Source organism: Nocardia yamanashiensis NBRC 100130 (assembly GCF_001613325.1).
Taxonomy (GTDB): Bacteria; Actinomycetota; Actinomycetes; order Mycobacteriales; family Mycobacteriaceae; genus Nocardia; species Nocardia yamanashiensis.
In genome coordinates, this window is record NZ_BDCD01000010.1 from 1 (window position 1) to 13,522 (window position 13,522).

14 protein-coding genes are annotated in these 13,522 nt (G+C 68.8%); 8 read left to right on the forward strand and 6 right to left on the reverse strand.

Translation table 11 applies throughout. The features are described 5' to 3' along the window. Positions 1–291, forward strand: a 291-nt coding sequence (locus NY1_RS43630; RefSeq protein ID WP_169815330.1) for a hypothetical protein, incomplete at its 5' end; no start/stop codon positions are given. 91 nt (positions 292–382) lie between these two features. On the opposite strand, the gene NY1_RS10555 is transcribed toward NY1_RS43630, so the two are convergent. Further along, positions 383–790 carry a DUF3224 domain-containing protein gene (locus NY1_RS10555; RefSeq protein WP_067710764.1) on the reverse strand — a complete coding sequence of 136 codons (408 nt, stop codon included), beginning with the start codon at positions 788–790 and terminating at the stop codon, positions 383–385. A 355-nt stretch (positions 791–1,145) separates the two neighbouring features. Between NY1_RS10555 and rplU the strand changes: the two genes are divergently transcribed. From rplU to NY1_RS10580, 5 genes are all read left to right on the forward strand, one after another. Beyond that, complete coding sequence (rplU, locus tag NY1_RS10560) at positions 1,146–1,457, forward strand: 50S ribosomal protein L21 (protein WP_067710765.1); 312 nt, start codon at positions 1,146–1,148, stop codon at positions 1,455–1,457. A 40-nt stretch (positions 1,458–1,497) separates the two neighbouring features. Continuing rightward, positions 1,498–1,764, forward strand: a complete 267-nt coding sequence (gene rpmA / locus NY1_RS10565) for a 50S ribosomal protein L27 (RefSeq protein ID WP_040806195.1) — start codon at positions 1,498–1,500, stop codon at positions 1,762–1,764. Between the two features lie 149 nt (positions 1,765–1,913). Next, positions 1,914–3,368, forward strand: a complete 1,455-nt coding sequence (gene obgE, locus NY1_RS10570; RefSeq protein WP_067710770.1) for a GTPase ObgE — start codon at positions 1,914–1,916, stop codon at positions 3,366–3,368. A 186-nt stretch (positions 3,369–3,554) separates the two neighbouring features. Beyond that, the gene (gene proB, locus NY1_RS10575; protein WP_067710771.1) at positions 3,555–4,655 is read left to right on the forward strand and encodes a glutamate 5-kinase; all 1,101 of its coding nucleotides are present in this window, start codon (positions 3,555–3,557) and stop codon (positions 4,653–4,655) included. Positions 4,656–5,177: 522 nt separating this feature from the next. Continuing rightward, positions 5,178–5,678 carry a DUF4254 domain-containing protein gene (locus NY1_RS10580; RefSeq protein ID WP_233434276.1) on the forward strand — a complete coding sequence of 167 codons (501 nt, stop codon included), beginning with the start codon at positions 5,178–5,180 and terminating at the stop codon, positions 5,676–5,678. A gap of 19 nt (positions 5,679–5,697) precedes the next feature. On the opposite strand, the gene NY1_RS10585 is transcribed toward NY1_RS10580, so the two are convergent. The 3 genes from NY1_RS10585 to NY1_RS10595 all read right to left on the reverse strand — a co-directional run bounded on the left by NY1_RS10585 (position 5,698) and on the right by NY1_RS10595 (position 9,271). After that, complete coding sequence (locus NY1_RS10585; protein ID WP_067710766.1) at positions 5,698–6,813, reverse strand: methyltransferase; 1,116 nt, start codon at positions 6,811–6,813, stop codon at positions 5,698–5,700. A 177-nt stretch (positions 6,814–6,990) separates the two neighbouring features. Further along, on the reverse strand, positions 6,991–8,382 hold the full coding sequence (locus tag NY1_RS10590) for a DHA2 family efflux MFS transporter permease subunit (RefSeq protein ID WP_067710767.1): 1,392 nt from the start codon (positions 8,380–8,382) through the stop codon (positions 6,991–6,993). Positions 8,383–8,428: 46 nt separating this feature from the next. Beyond that, the gene (locus NY1_RS10595; protein ID WP_067710768.1) at positions 8,429–9,271 is read right to left on the reverse strand and encodes an SDR family oxidoreductase; all 843 of its coding nucleotides are present in this window, start codon (positions 9,269–9,271) and stop codon (positions 8,429–8,431) included. 110 nt (positions 9,272–9,381) lie between these two features. Here NY1_RS10595 and NY1_RS10600 point away from each other — a divergent pair, with 110 nt between their 5' ends. Further along, entirely contained in the window at positions 9,382–9,870 is a 489-nt protein-coding gene (locus NY1_RS10600; protein ID WP_067710773.1) for a MarR family winged helix-turn-helix transcriptional regulator, read from the forward strand. Between the two features lie 58 nt (positions 9,871–9,928). Here the strand turns inward: NY1_RS10600 and NY1_RS10605 are convergent, their stop codons facing one another. Continuing rightward, entirely contained in the window at positions 9,929–12,070 is a 2,142-nt protein-coding gene (locus NY1_RS10605; protein ID WP_067710774.1) for a RecQ family ATP-dependent DNA helicase, read from the reverse strand. A 214-nt stretch (positions 12,071–12,284) separates the two neighbouring features. Here NY1_RS10605 and NY1_RS10610 point away from each other — a divergent pair, with 214 nt between their 5' ends. Then, positions 12,285–12,767, forward strand: coding sequence for a hypothetical protein (locus tag NY1_RS10610; RefSeq protein ID WP_067710769.1), 483 nt, complete (start codon positions 12,285–12,287; stop codon positions 12,765–12,767). A gap of 19 nt (positions 12,768–12,786) precedes the next feature. On the opposite strand, the gene NY1_RS10615 is transcribed toward NY1_RS10610, so the two are convergent. Beyond that, the coding region (locus tag NY1_RS10615; RefSeq protein ID WP_169815331.1) for an RtcB family protein at positions 12,787–13,522 on the reverse strand (736 nt) is incomplete at its 5' end.

Consider the following 13,522-nt stretch of genomic DNA (forward strand, 5'->3'; position numbering starts at 1 on the left):
GGGGCCGAGGCCGCCGTGCTGGTGGAAGAGGAACAGGCCGCCGCCGGTGCGCAGACCGCCACCGAGGCCGAACCCGCGGGGCGTACCCGTGGCCGGCGCCGGGTGGCTCGTACGGCCGCCGCTCCGGCCGCGGACAGCAAGGGGGCGGTGTTCGTGCTCTCCAGCGCGGATCAGCCGCAGACCCCGGCGCTGAACCTCGAGGACCTGGCGCCGGTCGCGGTGCCGCCGCGGGCGCGTCCGCGCCGTCGTGCCGCCGGTCGCCCGGCCGGTGCGCCGGAGGACGCGAACTAGGTTCCCCGGAAAGCCACAGTGGCCCCGCCGTTTCCACGGCGGGGCCACTGTATTTCCGCCCGGCGGTCGCTCGCTCCGCCGGGCTGTCGCCTCAGCCCAGTTCGTACTCGAACCAGAGGTGATGGGTTCCGTCCGCATCGATGGTCAGATCCCCGGTGCCCCGGATGCCCGCCAGCCCGCCGGTCCCGCTGACGGGAACGATGGTGAAGAACGGCGCGCTCCGGTCCGCACCCGAGGTGGTCGCCGAGTGCACGAAATTGAAGCTGCCCGCGACCCCGTTCAGCGACCCCTCGAAGGACTCCAGCGCGACATAGGTGCCCGCACCCGCCGCCGGGTCGAACGCGGAGGTGAACAGGGTCGTGGAACGCCCCACGATCTCGCCCTCGAACTGCTTCTCGATAATGGCCAGGCCGACCGGCACGGCGGTCGGAATGACCGGTTCGGCGGTGATCTCGGCGGGGACGAAGGACTTGACGCTGAAGGTGCCGGTAGCTCGCATGAATCGAGCCTATCGACGGAGCACCCGGCGCTCTTGTAAGAAAGCGTCACCATCCCCGGAGCCGGGGGTGCGGGGGCTTGCGCCCGAGAGCTACGAGAGTTGTCTTACCCCGGTTTGGAGGGGTCGGGTGAGTCCTGTAGTCTTGACCAGTCGCTGCCCCCTTGCGACGGCACTCTGTTGTGACTAGTGCTGTGAGAGCGCGGGCCAGGTTCGGATTATGAGCCATCGGCCCGAGGCGGCGGTGAATACCACAGACCAGCTACGGCGGTTTCCGGTGTCCTATCGGAATCCAGCCGTGTGAGCAGAGTGCCGAGCTAGCGCCGAGCACTTGAAAAGAAAGAAGGGCAGCCGACCGATGGCAACGTACGCGATCGTCAAGACCGGCGGAAAGCAGTACAAGGTCGCGGTTGGTGACCTGGTGAAGGTCGAGAAGATCGAGGGTGAGCCGGGCACTTCGGTGTCGCTGGCGCCGGTGCTCGTCGTTGACGGTGCCGAGCTGACCACCGATGCTGACAAGCTGGCGAAGGTCTCCGTGTCCGCCGAGGTCGTCGAACAGACCAAGGGCCCGAAGATCCGCATCCACAAGTTCAAGAACAAGACCGGCTACCACAAGCGTCAGGGCCACCGTCAGAAGCTGACGGTCCTGAAGGTCACCGGCATCAAGTAATCCGACTTGGGGTTCGTCACCCCGGCACGAGGAGTTAGTCATGGCACATAAAAAGGGTGCATCCAGCTCGCGCAACGGTCGCGATTCGAATGCCCAGCGGCTCGGCGTGAAGCGCTTCGGCGGTCAGACCGTCAAGGCCGGCGAGATCCTGGTCCGCCAGCGCGGCACGCACTTCCACCCCGGCGTGAACGTCGGCCGTGGCGGTGACGACACCCTGTTCGCCCTCGAGGCGGGCGCGGTGCAGTTCGGCACCAAGCGTGGTCGCAAGACCGTCAACATCGTGGTTCCGGAGCCGGTGAACGCCTGACCGGCGCACCGGAGTTCTCTCCACACACTTCCGAAGCGGGTCAGGGTCGCGAATGCCCTGGCCCGCTTTGTTGTTTCCGATAGTGAGCCCGGCGGGACACGTCGCCCCGCGAGCTACATGACCAGTCCTGAAGGAGGATGATCACCGATATGTCCAAATTCATCGACCGCGTTGTGTTGCATGTGACCGCGGGCAAGGGTGGGCACGGGTGCGCCTCGGTGCGCCGCGAGAAGTTCATGCCATTGGGCGGCCCGGACGGCGGCAATGGCGGCAACGGCGGGGATGTGATCCTCGAGGTCGACCCGAACGTGCACACCCTGCTGGACTTCCATTTCCATCCGCATGCCAAGGGCGGCAACGGCAAGCCCGGCGAGGGCAGCAACCGCAATGGCAAGCAGGGCGAGGGCCTGGTGCTGAAGGTGCCGGACGGCACCGTCGTGATGAGCCCCGACGGCGAGATCCTGGCGGATCTGATCGGCGTGGGCGCCACCTTCGTCGCCGCGCAGGGCGGTCGCGGCGGGCTCGGGAACGCGTCGCTGGTCTCGAAGGCGCGCAAGGCGCCCGGTTTCGCACTCCTCGGCGAAGCGGGCCAGGAACGCGACCTGGTGCTGGAACTGAAGTCGGTGGCGGACGTGGGCCTGGTGGGCTTCCCGTCGGCCGGCAAGTCCTCCCTCGTTTCGGTGCTGTCGGCCGCGAAGCCGAAGATCGCCGACTACCCGTTCACCACGCTCGTGCCGAATCTCGGTGTGGTGCAGTCGGGTGACACGACCTTCACCGTGGCCGACGTGCCGGGTCTGATCCCGGGTGCGAGCGAGGGCCGCGGTCTGGGCCTGGACTTCCTGCGTCATCTGGAGCGTTGCGCCGTGCTCGCGCACGTGGTCGACTGCGCGACCCTGGATCCGGGCCGCGACCCCATTTCCGATGTCGATGCCCTGGAAGCCGAACTGGCCGCGTACCAGCCCGCGCTGAAGGGCGACGCGAGCCTGGGCGATCTGGCCGACCGCCCGCGCGTGGTGATCCTGAACAAGGCCGATATCCCCGATGCCGACGAACTCGCCGACTTCGTCGAGCCGGAGTTCGCGAAGCGCGGCTGGCCGGTCTTCAAGATTTCCGCCGTGAGCCGGGAAGGCTTGCGCCCCTTGACCTTCGCCCTCGCCGAGATGGTCGCCGAATACCGTGCCGCGCATCCGAAGGCGGAGGCGAAGCGCCAGATCATCCGCCCGGTCGTGAAGGGCGACAGCGGTTTCCGCGTCCTGCCCGATCCGGAGGAGGAGGGCGGCTTCATCGTCGTCGGCGAGCGCCCGGAGCGCTGGGTGCGGCAGACCCAGTTCGACAACGACGAGGCCGTGGGCTACCTGGCCGACCGTCTGGCTCGCCTCGGCGTCGAGGACGAACTCGTGAAGCTGGGCGCCCAGCCGGGCGCGTCGGTGACGATCGCCGACTACTGCTTCGACTGGGAGCCGTCCATCTCCGCCGGTGTCGAGACCCTGATGACCCGTCGCGGCGTGGACCCGCGCCTGGACCAGACCGAGCGGATCGGCGCGGCCGAGCGCAAGCACGCCTCGCGCGTGCGCCGCGGCCTGGTCACCGAAGACGAGGAATAGCCGGTCGGATCCGCCGCGCTCCGAGCCTTGGAGCCGGACCGCGGCGGTCCGCGATAGGAATGGCACCGGTCCGCGATGACGCGGGTGTGGTGAGCGAGAATTCGGGTGCGGCGTCGCGCGGGGCGCGCGGCGCGGGCGAATCGAGGTGTGTGGCAAGTGAATTCGACCGGTACGCGGGTCACGGAGCTGAGTGAGGCGCGGCAGGCGATCGCGTCCGCGCGGAGTGTGGTCGTGAAGATCGGCTCGTCGGCGCTGACGAGCCTGGAAGGTGGCCTGGACACCGACCGCCTGGACGCCCTCGCCGACGCGGTCGAATCGCGCATGCGCGCCGGTTCGGACCTGGTCGTCGTCTCCTCGGGCGCGATCGGCGCGGGTATGGCGCCGCTCGGCCTGTCGAAGCGCCCGAAGGATCTCGCCACGAAGCAGGCCGCCGCGAGCGTCGGCCAGCTGGCCCTCGCCCACGCCTGGGGCACCTCCTTCGCCCGCTACGGCCGTGTCGTCGGCCAAGTCCTTTTGAGCGCAGGCGATTTCGGCCGCCGCGAACACCATCGGAACGCCCAGCGCACCCTCGATCGCCTCCGGTCCCTGCACGCGATCGCCGTCGTGAACGAAAACGACACGGTCGCAACGGAAGAGATCCGCTTCGGCGATAACGATCGCCTGGCCGCCCTCGTCGCGCATCTCGTCGGAGCCGACGCCCTCGTCCTCCTCTCGGACGTGGACGGCCTCTACGACGGCGACCCCCGGAAGGGCTCGGCGAATTTCATTCCCGAAGTCCGCTCGAGTGCCGACCTCGACGGCGTAATCGCCGGTAGCGGAGGCGCTCTCGGCACCGGCGGCATGGCCTCGAAGCTCTCCGCCGCCCGCCTCGCCGCCGACGCCGGCGTCCCGGTCCTGCTCGCCGCCGCGACCGACGCGGCCGCCGCGCTCTCCGGCGCGACGGTCGGCACGGCCTTCGCCGCCCGCCCGGTTCGCCTCTCGGCCCGGAAGTTCTGGGTCCGCCATGCCGCCGACAGCGTCGGCGCCGTCCACCTCGACTCCGGCGCGGTAGTCGCCGTGGCCGACCGCCGACACTCCCTGCTGGCCGCCGGGATTACCCGGGTGGAGGGCCATTTCTACGGCGGCGACGTCGTGAACCTCGTCGCCCCCGACGGCGAGATCGTCGCCCGCGGCGTAGTCGCCTACGACAGCGACGAACTCGAATCGATGAAGCGCCGCTCCACCGCCGACCTCCCCGACTCGATGAAGCGCCCGGTAGTCCACGCCGACGACCTCGTAAAGGTCTAGCTCCCCGGCTCGCCCCGCTCCCAAGTTGACCTTGGTACCTCACCGTGGAATTCGTCCCTTTTCCCCACGGCCACGTACCGAGGTCAACTTTTCATGATCGTCGGCCCGTCACCCCGGCATGTCGGTCGCTGATAGATAGCCATCGGCGGTGATTCGGCGCGTCGTCTACTTGCCGTGTCGCGTACGAGATGTCCGAATAGTCACGTTCGAGTCGACCGGTGGACGATTGGGTTACACCTGAGTTTCGCTGCGGCAGAGGGAGAATCACGGCGAGTACCTTCCGGTCGGTCCTATATCGCGTGTCGAGCGGCGCGGCGGACGAGGGGCAGTGGAGGGGCGAGGGAAGGGCAGTGGGCGGGCGGCGCGGCCGGGTCATCCTGTAGTTGCACCCGGTGCCGTATCGAGATGTGCCCTTCGCCGATAGCGGTTGCCTGGATCCGGTGCGGTCCGCCCTTGCCGCACCGGGCTCGCGGTCCGGCGACCGTTTTCGGCACCGGGTGCGCCCGCAGCGTGGAGGTAGGTATGTACGTACCGCAACCGGACAGCACACAGTGGGCGAGCGGCCGTGACAATGTCGTCGATGGCACCGTCTTCGGTAGCCGTCCCCTCCTGCCCGACTGGCATGAACTACTGGCCGCCTTCTGCGGCCATATCGGGGATCAGTCCGAAGACCATCCGGTGACGCGCTGGGCGCGATCGCTCGCCGAACTTCATCTGGCACGCCGGCATTCGGCCGGCGATGCCGGCGGCATCGACGAGCTACGCGCCCGGGTCGTGACGTCCATCGACGACTGGGTGGCAGGCAGGGCGCGGCGGAGGGGACCGACGCAGGCCGAATCCCTCGGCGCGGTGGTCGACGCCATGGCCGCCGCGCACGTCCGCGCGGTGCACCTGCTGAAGACCGCCGCGAAGGTCTCCGACGAGGAAGTGCACGCGGCCTGGTTCCTGCTCGCGCAGATGGCCGACGGCTGGACCGATCGCGTGGACGGCGTGGTGGAGTACCGGATCCGGCGCTCGGCGTGACCGTGCTCGCGCGGGCGAACTAGGGCGTGACGACCGGGTTCGGTTTCGGGCGCGCCTCGAGGACGCTGTCCGGCGATACGGTCGAGACGATGCGATGCAGGTCGAAGCCGCTGCGCTCCAGGAGTTTCCGGAAGTCCTCGGCGGTGCGTTCGCGGCCGGTGGCATTGATCAGCATTTCGAGGTCGATGAACTTCCCGGCGTGCGGACGCTGATGATCCGGCAGCACGATATCGATGAGGAGCAGGCTCGCGTCGGGCTCCATGGCGGCGTGCACGGTCCGCAGGATCCGTTCGGCCTCGTCGTCGGACCAGTCGTGAATGATGTGCTTGAGCAGGTAGGCGTCCCCGCCCTTGGGTACCGCTTCGAAGAACGATCCGGTTTCGACGGTGAGCCGGTCCGACAGGCCCGCCGCGGCGATCTCCTCCGGTACGCCGCCGACGACATCCGGCAGATCGAAGATGATCCCGCGCGCCGCTTCGGTCCGGCGCAGGATCTCCATGAGCAGACTCCCGTGTCCCGCACCGAGATCCACGAGCGTCCCGAACCGCCCGAAATCGTAGGCGGCGAGCAACGGTTCGGTGGCGAGCGTGCTGACGCTGGTCATGGCGCGATCGAAGAGGTCGCCGATCTCGCGGTGCTCGGCGGTGTATTCGAAGAACGGTTTGCCGTCGAGTTCGGGTCCGACCGCGCGCCCGGTCCGCACGGCGTCGACGAGATGCGTCCAGTGGTTGCGGTGATAGTCGGAGCCGAAGAAGAGGAACAGATCGCGTAGCGAGACCGGGGCGTCACTGCGCAGGGCCTGTGCGATCCCGTTCAGCTGGTAGGCCCCGTCGCGCCGCTGCTCGAAGATGTCGAAGCTGACGAGCAGGCGCATCATCCGCCGCAGGGCGTCCTCGTCCGCACCGACGGCTTGCGCGAGTTCGGCGGGCTGTCGCGGCCCGGCGGCGAGCGCGTCCGCGACCCCGAGCTCGGCCGCGGCCCCGATCGCGGTCGACAGGTACCCGGTCATATGCAGTTCGAGTAGCGCGATATGCCCCGGCGCGAGCCGCCGGTGCAGGGCCGCGAGCGCGTCCCGGAACCTGCCGACTATCCGCACGAGCGGCAGCGGTGGAACTTTCGATGATGCGGCGCCCATATCAACCCCCACGGTCGGACGGCGACTCCCGGATCCCGCGTCGAACCGAACACGGTCGTCGAACTCGGCGAATCTGTCCGTGAGCCTACGCCTCCGCACTGCCCCGTACCTGCCGTTCGCCGGGGCGAAGACGACGAAACGCGGACCGTGGCGACGGCCCGCGTGTCGATCGGGGTGTCAGTGCGCCGCGGCCGCGGCGTGGCGGGGGAGGAGCAGGACGAGGGTGCAGCAGGCGGCGGTGACCGCGGCGACGGTGACGAGGGCGGCGGTGGCCCCGCCGGTGGTGTGGAAGTAGACGGTGGTGACGGCGGCGGCGCCGATACTGTTCGCGAGTTGCTGCACCGCCGAGAGCGAGCCGCTGGCGCTGCCGGATTCGGCGGGATCGATATCGCCGAGGGTGACGCGGTAGATGCTGCCGAAGCAGGCGCCGAGGCCGAGACCGGTCAGGAAGATCGGGGCGATCAGTCCGGCGGGCGTCGGATCGGTGACGGCCACCAGGGCCAGCAGGGCGAGAGTGCCGGCGAGGGTGAGCACGAGTCCGATGAGAACGAGTGTGCGGCCGAGTTTTTCGAGCAACTGGTGCCCGGCGATGGAGGCCACGATGATGCCGGCGGCCAGCGGGGCGAGACCGAGCGCGGTCTGAGTCGGATTGCGGTGCAGCACATGCTGCAGGTAGAGCGAGAGCACGAACATGAGCCCGGAGGTGGCGGCGAAGTAGAGCAGCCCGAGCAGCAGCCCGGACGTGAAGCCGCGATTGCGCAGCAGCGAGGGTTCCAGCAGCGGATTCGCGGCGTGCCGCTGACGCAGGCAGAACAGGGCGAAGCAGCCGAGACCGGCGGCCAGCGACAGCATCGAGCGTGTCGCCCAATCGGTTTCGGGACCGTCGATGAGCCCGTAGAGCAGGCCGAGCATGGCGGCGGCGAGTAGCGCCGAGCCGATGCCGTCGACGCGCACGGTGCGGTCACCGGCGTCGCGGGGCAGCAGGCGCACGGCGAGCACGGTGGCGAGGCCGCCGAGCGCGATATTGATCAGGAACATGGAGCGCCAGCCGAGACCGAAAAGGTCGGCGTCGATGAGGAATCCGGCGAGGATGGGACCGCCGACGGCGGACAGGCCGAGCATCGGGGCGAACGCCCCGAACGCCTTGCCGAGTTCCTCGCGGGGGAAGACCGCGCCGAGAATGCCGAAGCCCTGCGGAATGAGCAGCGCGCCGAAAGCGCCCTGCAGCACGCGGAAGGCGATGATCGAGGCCGGATCGAAGGCGAGCCCGCAGGCGATGGACGCCGCGGTGAAGCCGATGATGCCGATCAGGAAGAGCCGGCGGCGGCCGAACTTGTCGCCGAGGCGGCCGCCGACGACCAGCAGCACGCCCATGGCGAGAGCGTAAGCGGCGCCGAGCCATTGGACGAGGGGCGCGCCGCCGCCGAGATCGGCGGCGATGGTGGGGGCGGCGATGGTGGTGATGGTGGCGTCGAGCAGATCGAGAATCGATGCGAAGAGAATGACGGCGAGGATGGCCCAGCGGGCGCGAACCGCGGTCCGCGGGGTGGGGGCCAAGATCGAGGACATGAAATCCCTTGGGGAATAAGGGGCCTCGCGGACGGCGAGGCCGGGATCAGGAGCGTGAGAAGGCGGCTGCGTTCTCACCAGCCCATTGCGCGAAGCTGCGCGCGGGCGTGCCGAGCACGGATTCGGTGGTGTCGGCGATGGTTTCGGGCGTGGCGGTGGCGGCGGCCCAGTAGTCGAGCAGTGAAGTGGCGAAGGTGGGCGGCATGTGGCGGCCCATCTGCTCAAGCGCGGCGTCGTGGGTGATCTCGACGACCGGGATGTCGCGGCCGATGGTCTCACCGAGAATGGCGAGTTGCTCACGGAAGCTGAGCTGTTCGGAACCGGTCAGGTAGAAGGTGCCGCCGGGTGCGAACGCGCCGGTCAGGGCGGCGACGGCGATATCGGCGACATCGTCGGGATGCACCGGCGCGATGCGGGCGTCCGGATAGGCGTGCTCGATGGGCAGGTCGTTGCCGATGAAGTGGGCCCAGCCGAAGGCGTTGGTGGCGAAGGCGCCCGGGCGCAGCACGGTGACGGTGAGATCCGAAGCGGCCAGGGCCTTTTCGACCTCGAGGTGGTGCGCGGCGAGCGGGCTGGTCTCGGCGTCCGCGCCGAGCACCGAAGACGAGGACATGAGCACGATGTGCTCGACGCCGGCGGTGCGGGCGGCCGCGATGAAGGCGTCGATGCCGGCGGGTTCGGCGTAGAGGAACACCTGACGCACGTCTTTCAGTGCGGCGGTGAAGGTTTCGGAGGCGTCCAGGCGGAGTTCGGCGAGTTCGACGCCGGACGGGACGGTGGCCTCGGCCGGGACGGCGCTGGCGGCGCGGACCGGGAGGCCGGCGGTGTGCAGGCGGTCGATGACGGTCCGGCCGATCTTGCCGCGGGCGCCGGTGACGAGGGTGGTCATGGGGATCTCCGTTCGAATGGAATCTGTGCCTGATGGCATATGTATGTAAACATGCACACGATTGCGCGTCAACACATGATTGCGTAATGGCATGGATATACGATGTGCCGATGACCGCGAAGGACTCACGTACCGATGACGAGCTGCTCGACGCCGTCGGACCGGCATTCGGCAAGCTGCGGCGGGGTGTGCTGCGCGAGGTGGAGAACCCGGTCTCGGCGAAGGACATGGCGCGCACGCTGGTGCTGAATATCGTGCAGGAGCGGGCGCAGGAGCCGGGTGCGGAAGTGACGGTCGGCGGGGTGGCCGAGCATCTCGGGGTGGATCCCTCGGTGGCGAGCCGGATGGTGACCGACAACATCAAGGCCGGATACCTGATCCGGGTGCCGTCACAACTGGACGGGCGGCGAGCGGTCCTGCAATTGAGCGCGGAAGGCGAGGCGCTGATGGACCGCTACCGCAAGCACCAGCGGGCCGCCTACGACTACATCACCGCCGACTGGTCGGACCGGGACCGGGTCGAATTCGCGCGCCTGATGCTGAAGTACGTCGATTCGATCGAGGGATTGAAGGACCGCGGGCTGGTCGCGGACGAGTGAGATTCCGCCCGAGAGCACGCCGGAATGACGAGGGTGCGTGCGCTGGGGGCGGTCCAGGCTAGGACGGGGTGGCGAGGGCGAAGGGGAGGACGGCTGGGGCGCCGGCGGCGCGGAGGGTGCGGGCCGCCATGGTGAGGGTCCAGCCGGAGTCGGTGAGGGTGTCCACCAGGAGGATCGGGCCGTCGATGCCGGTGAGATCCGGTGGCTCCCAGGCATTGTGGAGGGCCGCTACGCGGTGGGCGGAGTTGGCGGCCGAGACCGGGGGCAGGTCGGGGCGCAGGTGCAGGACGCCGAGGTCTTGCAGGCGGCCGACTTTCGCGAGGGCGGCGGCCAGGGAGCGGGTGAGGATGGGATGGCGGGGGGAGTCCATGGCGATGACGGCGGTGGGGCGCTGGGCCCAATCCCATTCGCGCAGTACGACGGTGCAGGCGCGGAAGACCTCGTCGGGGACGGGGGCGTCGGGGCCGTCCAGTAGGGCGCGCAGGCGCTGACCCCAGCCGAGATCGCTGAGACGGCCGAGGACGCGGCCGGTCTCCGCGCCGTCGGAGATTTTGCCGGACAAGGAGATTCCGAGTTTCGCCATGCCGGTCGGCCACTGCTTGCGCGGGGGCAGATCGATGCCGGGACGGTCCAGGCGGGTGCGGATGGCGGCCAGATCGGCGGCGTCCACGCTGGTGTCGGTGCGCGCGCCGGTGCAGTTGTCGCAACGGCCACAGCCGGGGGCGTCGGCAGTCAGGTCCGGGTCGTCGAGCTGGCGGCGCAGGAAGTTCATCCGGCAGTCGGCGGTGGACTGGTAGTCGATCATGGCCTGCTGCTCGGCATTCCGGGCGATGCTCAAACGCTCGTAGCGTTCGGTGTCGTAGACCCAGGGCTCGCCGGTGCCGACCCAGCCGCCGCGCACCCGCCGCACCGCGCCGTCCACATCGAGGACCTTCAGCACCATTTCGAGGCGGGAGCGGTTGAGCTCCACGAGAGGTTCCAGCGCGGCGGTGGAGAGCGGGCGATCGGTGCCGAGAGCGGACAGCACCGAGCGGACGATATGTTCACGCGGGAAAGCGACGGAGGCGAAGTAACTCCAGATCTGGCGGTCCTCCGGCCCGGGCAGCAGCACCACCTCGGCGCGTTCGGTACCGCGGCCCGCACGGCCCACCTGCTGGTAGTAGGAGATGGGGGAGGAGGGCGCGCCCACGTGCACCACGAAACCCAGATCCGGTTTGTCAAAGCCCATACCGAGTGCGGAGGTCGCGATGAGCGCCTTCACCTCGTTGTTGAGGAGGGCCGCTTCGAGCGCTTCGCGTTCGGCCGGATCGGTCTGGCCGGTGTAGGCGGCGACGTGGTGGCCGTGCGAGTTCAGCACGTCGGCGAGGTCGTGCGCGGCGGCCACGGTGAGGCTGTAAACGATTCCGGAGCCGGGCAATTCGTGCAGGTGGCGGCTGAGCCAGGCGGTGCGCTCCACCGCGTCGGGAATGCGCACCACCGACAGGTGCAGGGATTCGCGATCCAGTCCGCCGCGCAGCACCAGGGTGTCCGTGCCGATCTGGGTCGCAACATCGGTGACCACGCGGTCATTGGCGGTCGCGGTGGTGGCGAGCACCGGCACGTCCGAGCCGAGATCGGCGATAAGAGTACGGATGCGGCGGTAGTCGGGCCGGAAGTCGTGGCCCCAGTCGGAGACGCAGTGCGCTTCGTCGATGACGACCAGGCCCGCGTCGGCGGCCAGTTTCGGCAGTACCGAATCGCGGAAGTCGGGATTGTTCAAGCGTTCCGGGCTCACCAGCAGGACATCGACGTCACCGGCCGCGACCCGCGCGTGGATCTCGTCCCATTCGGTCACATTGCCCGAATTAATGGTCGCCGCAACCACTCCCGCACGCTCGGCCGCCGCCACCTGGTTCCGCATGAGCGCCAGCAGCGGCGAAACGATGACCGTCGGACCGCGGCCCTGCGCCCGCAGCAGCTTCGCCGAAATGAAGTACACGGCCGACTTGCCCCACCCGGTGCGCTGCACCACCAGCGCCCGCCGCCGGTCCACCACCAGCGCCTCGATGGCCACCCACTGGTCCTCCCGCAGCCGCGCGGCCGGACCGGCCAGTTCCCGCAGCAGCGCCTCGGCATCGGCCCGCAGCGCGGAGCCGGTGCTGGTCGGCGCGGTTTCGGACGAGGGCGAGGGGAAGGAGTCGGTCGAGGTCACGCGCTCCATGGTGCCCCACCCCACCGACAGCCCTCGACACCCGGCCGACTTCGCGCGACCCGAGCACCGGCGTGTCACGGCTCGCCGGAGGAAACGCCGGTGTCCTGCGGGAATCGCCTTGATTGCGGTTCCGCGCAAGATCGCGCGGGAACCGGTGCGGCGGCGGACAATAGGAGCGTCCGGGCTGGTTCGGGGCGTCCCGGGGGAACACAGGGAGCCAGTCATGCCGGAGAAATTTCCGTCGCCCGCGGGTTGGACGCCGCCCGGTGCGCAGTTCCGCACCACGGGAACGACGTCGAAAACCCTGACCGGCACCCTCGCGGGTTTGCTGCTCACCCCCGTCGGCATCGGCTTCGCCGCGAGCGGCGCCGCCGACAGCCGCCAGTGGACCATCCTCGGCGACTTCTCCGACCGCCTCGGCTCGGCCTTCCAAATCCTGCTGGGCGCAGCCCTGTTCCTGGTGGTCGCGGCCCTGGCCGCCTACTCCCCGGCGGGCACCATCGCCGCCGGCCTGGTCTGGGGCGTCCTCCCCGGCCTGGTCTACCTCATCTTCCCCACCGACTGCTTCCGCCTGATCGGCAATATCCCCGCCATCTCCGACGAACTGCACGTAGCCCTCTACGAATGGCTACGCACCGGCTTCCCCCTGATAGTCGGCATCCTGCTCATCGGCGCGGGCGTAGCCGCCACCTTCCGCCGCCGCTGAGACGACGGAAGGCGCGCGCCTACCCCTTCACGCACAGCACCTGCCGCAAGGTCGCGACGATATCCACCAGATCCGACTGCGCCGCAATCACCTGGTCGATGTCCTTGTAAGCCGCCGGAATCTCATCGATCACCCCGGCATCCTTACGCGACTCGACGCCCTCGGTCTGCGCGATCAAATCCTTCACCGTGAACTGCCGCTTCGCCGCATTCCGGCTCATCCGCCGCCCCGCCCCGTGCGAAGCCGACTGGAACGAAGCCGGATTTCCCTTGCCCCGAACCACATACGACCGCGTGCCCATGGATCCCGGAATCAGCGCCAGATCCCCGGCGCCCGCCCGCACCGCGCCCTTCCGGGTGACCAGCATCGGCATCCCGTCGATGATCTCCTCCGCCACATAGTTGTGATGGCAGGAAATCGGCTCGTCGAATTCCACCGGATGCTCACCGAACTCATCCCGAACCGCCTTGCACACCAGCGCCAGCATGACGGCACGATTCCGCGCCGCATACTCCTGCGCCCAGTTCAGATCGCGCCGATAAGCATCCATCTCCGCAGTGCGGGAAAGGAATACCGCCAAATCCCGATCCACCAGATTCTGGTTGTGCGGCAACTTACGAGCCACCGCCATATGCCGCTCCGCCAGTTCCTTACCGATATTCCGGCTTCCGGAATGCAGCAGAATCCACACCGACTGATCATTAGCCAGGCACAGCTCCACAAAATGATTTCCGCCGCCTAGCGTGCCAATCTGC

Bases quoted from the DNA above. Each gene is read 5' to 3' on its own strand.
- NY1_RS10555 (WP_067710764.1), bottom strand. From the start codon at position 790: ATGCGAGCTACCGGCACCTTCAGCGTCAAGTCCTTCGTCCCCGCCGAG.
- rplU (WP_067710765.1), top strand. From the start codon at position 1,146: ATGGCAACGTACGCGATCGTCAAGACCGGCGGAAAGCAGTACAAGGTC.
- rpmA (WP_040806195.1), top strand. From the start codon at position 1,498: ATGGCACATAAAAAGGGTGCATCCAGCTCGCGCAACGGTCGCGATTCG.
- obgE (WP_067710770.1), top strand. From the start codon at position 1,914: ATGTCCAAATTCATCGACCGCGTTGTGTTGCATGTGACCGCGGGCAAG.
- NY1_RS10580 (WP_233434276.1), top strand. From the start codon at position 5,178: ATGTACGTACCGCAACCGGACAGCACACAGTGGGCGAGCGGCCGTGAC.
- NY1_RS10585 (WP_067710766.1), bottom strand. From the start codon at position 6,813: ATGGGCGCCGCATCATCGAAAGTTCCACCGCTGCCGCTCGTGCGGATA.
- NY1_RS10590 (WP_067710767.1), bottom strand. From the start codon at position 8,382: ATGTCCTCGATCTTGGCCCCCACCCCGCGGACCGCGGTTCGCGCCCGC.
- NY1_RS10595 (WP_067710768.1), bottom strand. From the start codon at position 9,271: ATGACCACCCTCGTCACCGGCGCCCGCGGCAAGATCGGCCGGACCGTC.
- NY1_RS10600 (WP_067710773.1), top strand. From the start codon at position 9,382: ATGACCGCGAAGGACTCACGTACCGATGACGAGCTGCTCGACGCCGTC.
- NY1_RS10605 (WP_067710774.1), bottom strand. From the start codon at position 12,070: ATGGAGCGCGTGACCTCGACCGACTCCTTCCCCTCGCCCTCGTCCGAA.
- NY1_RS10610 (WP_067710769.1), top strand. From the start codon at position 12,285: ATGCCGGAGAAATTTCCGTCGCCCGCGGGTTGGACGCCGCCCGGTGCG.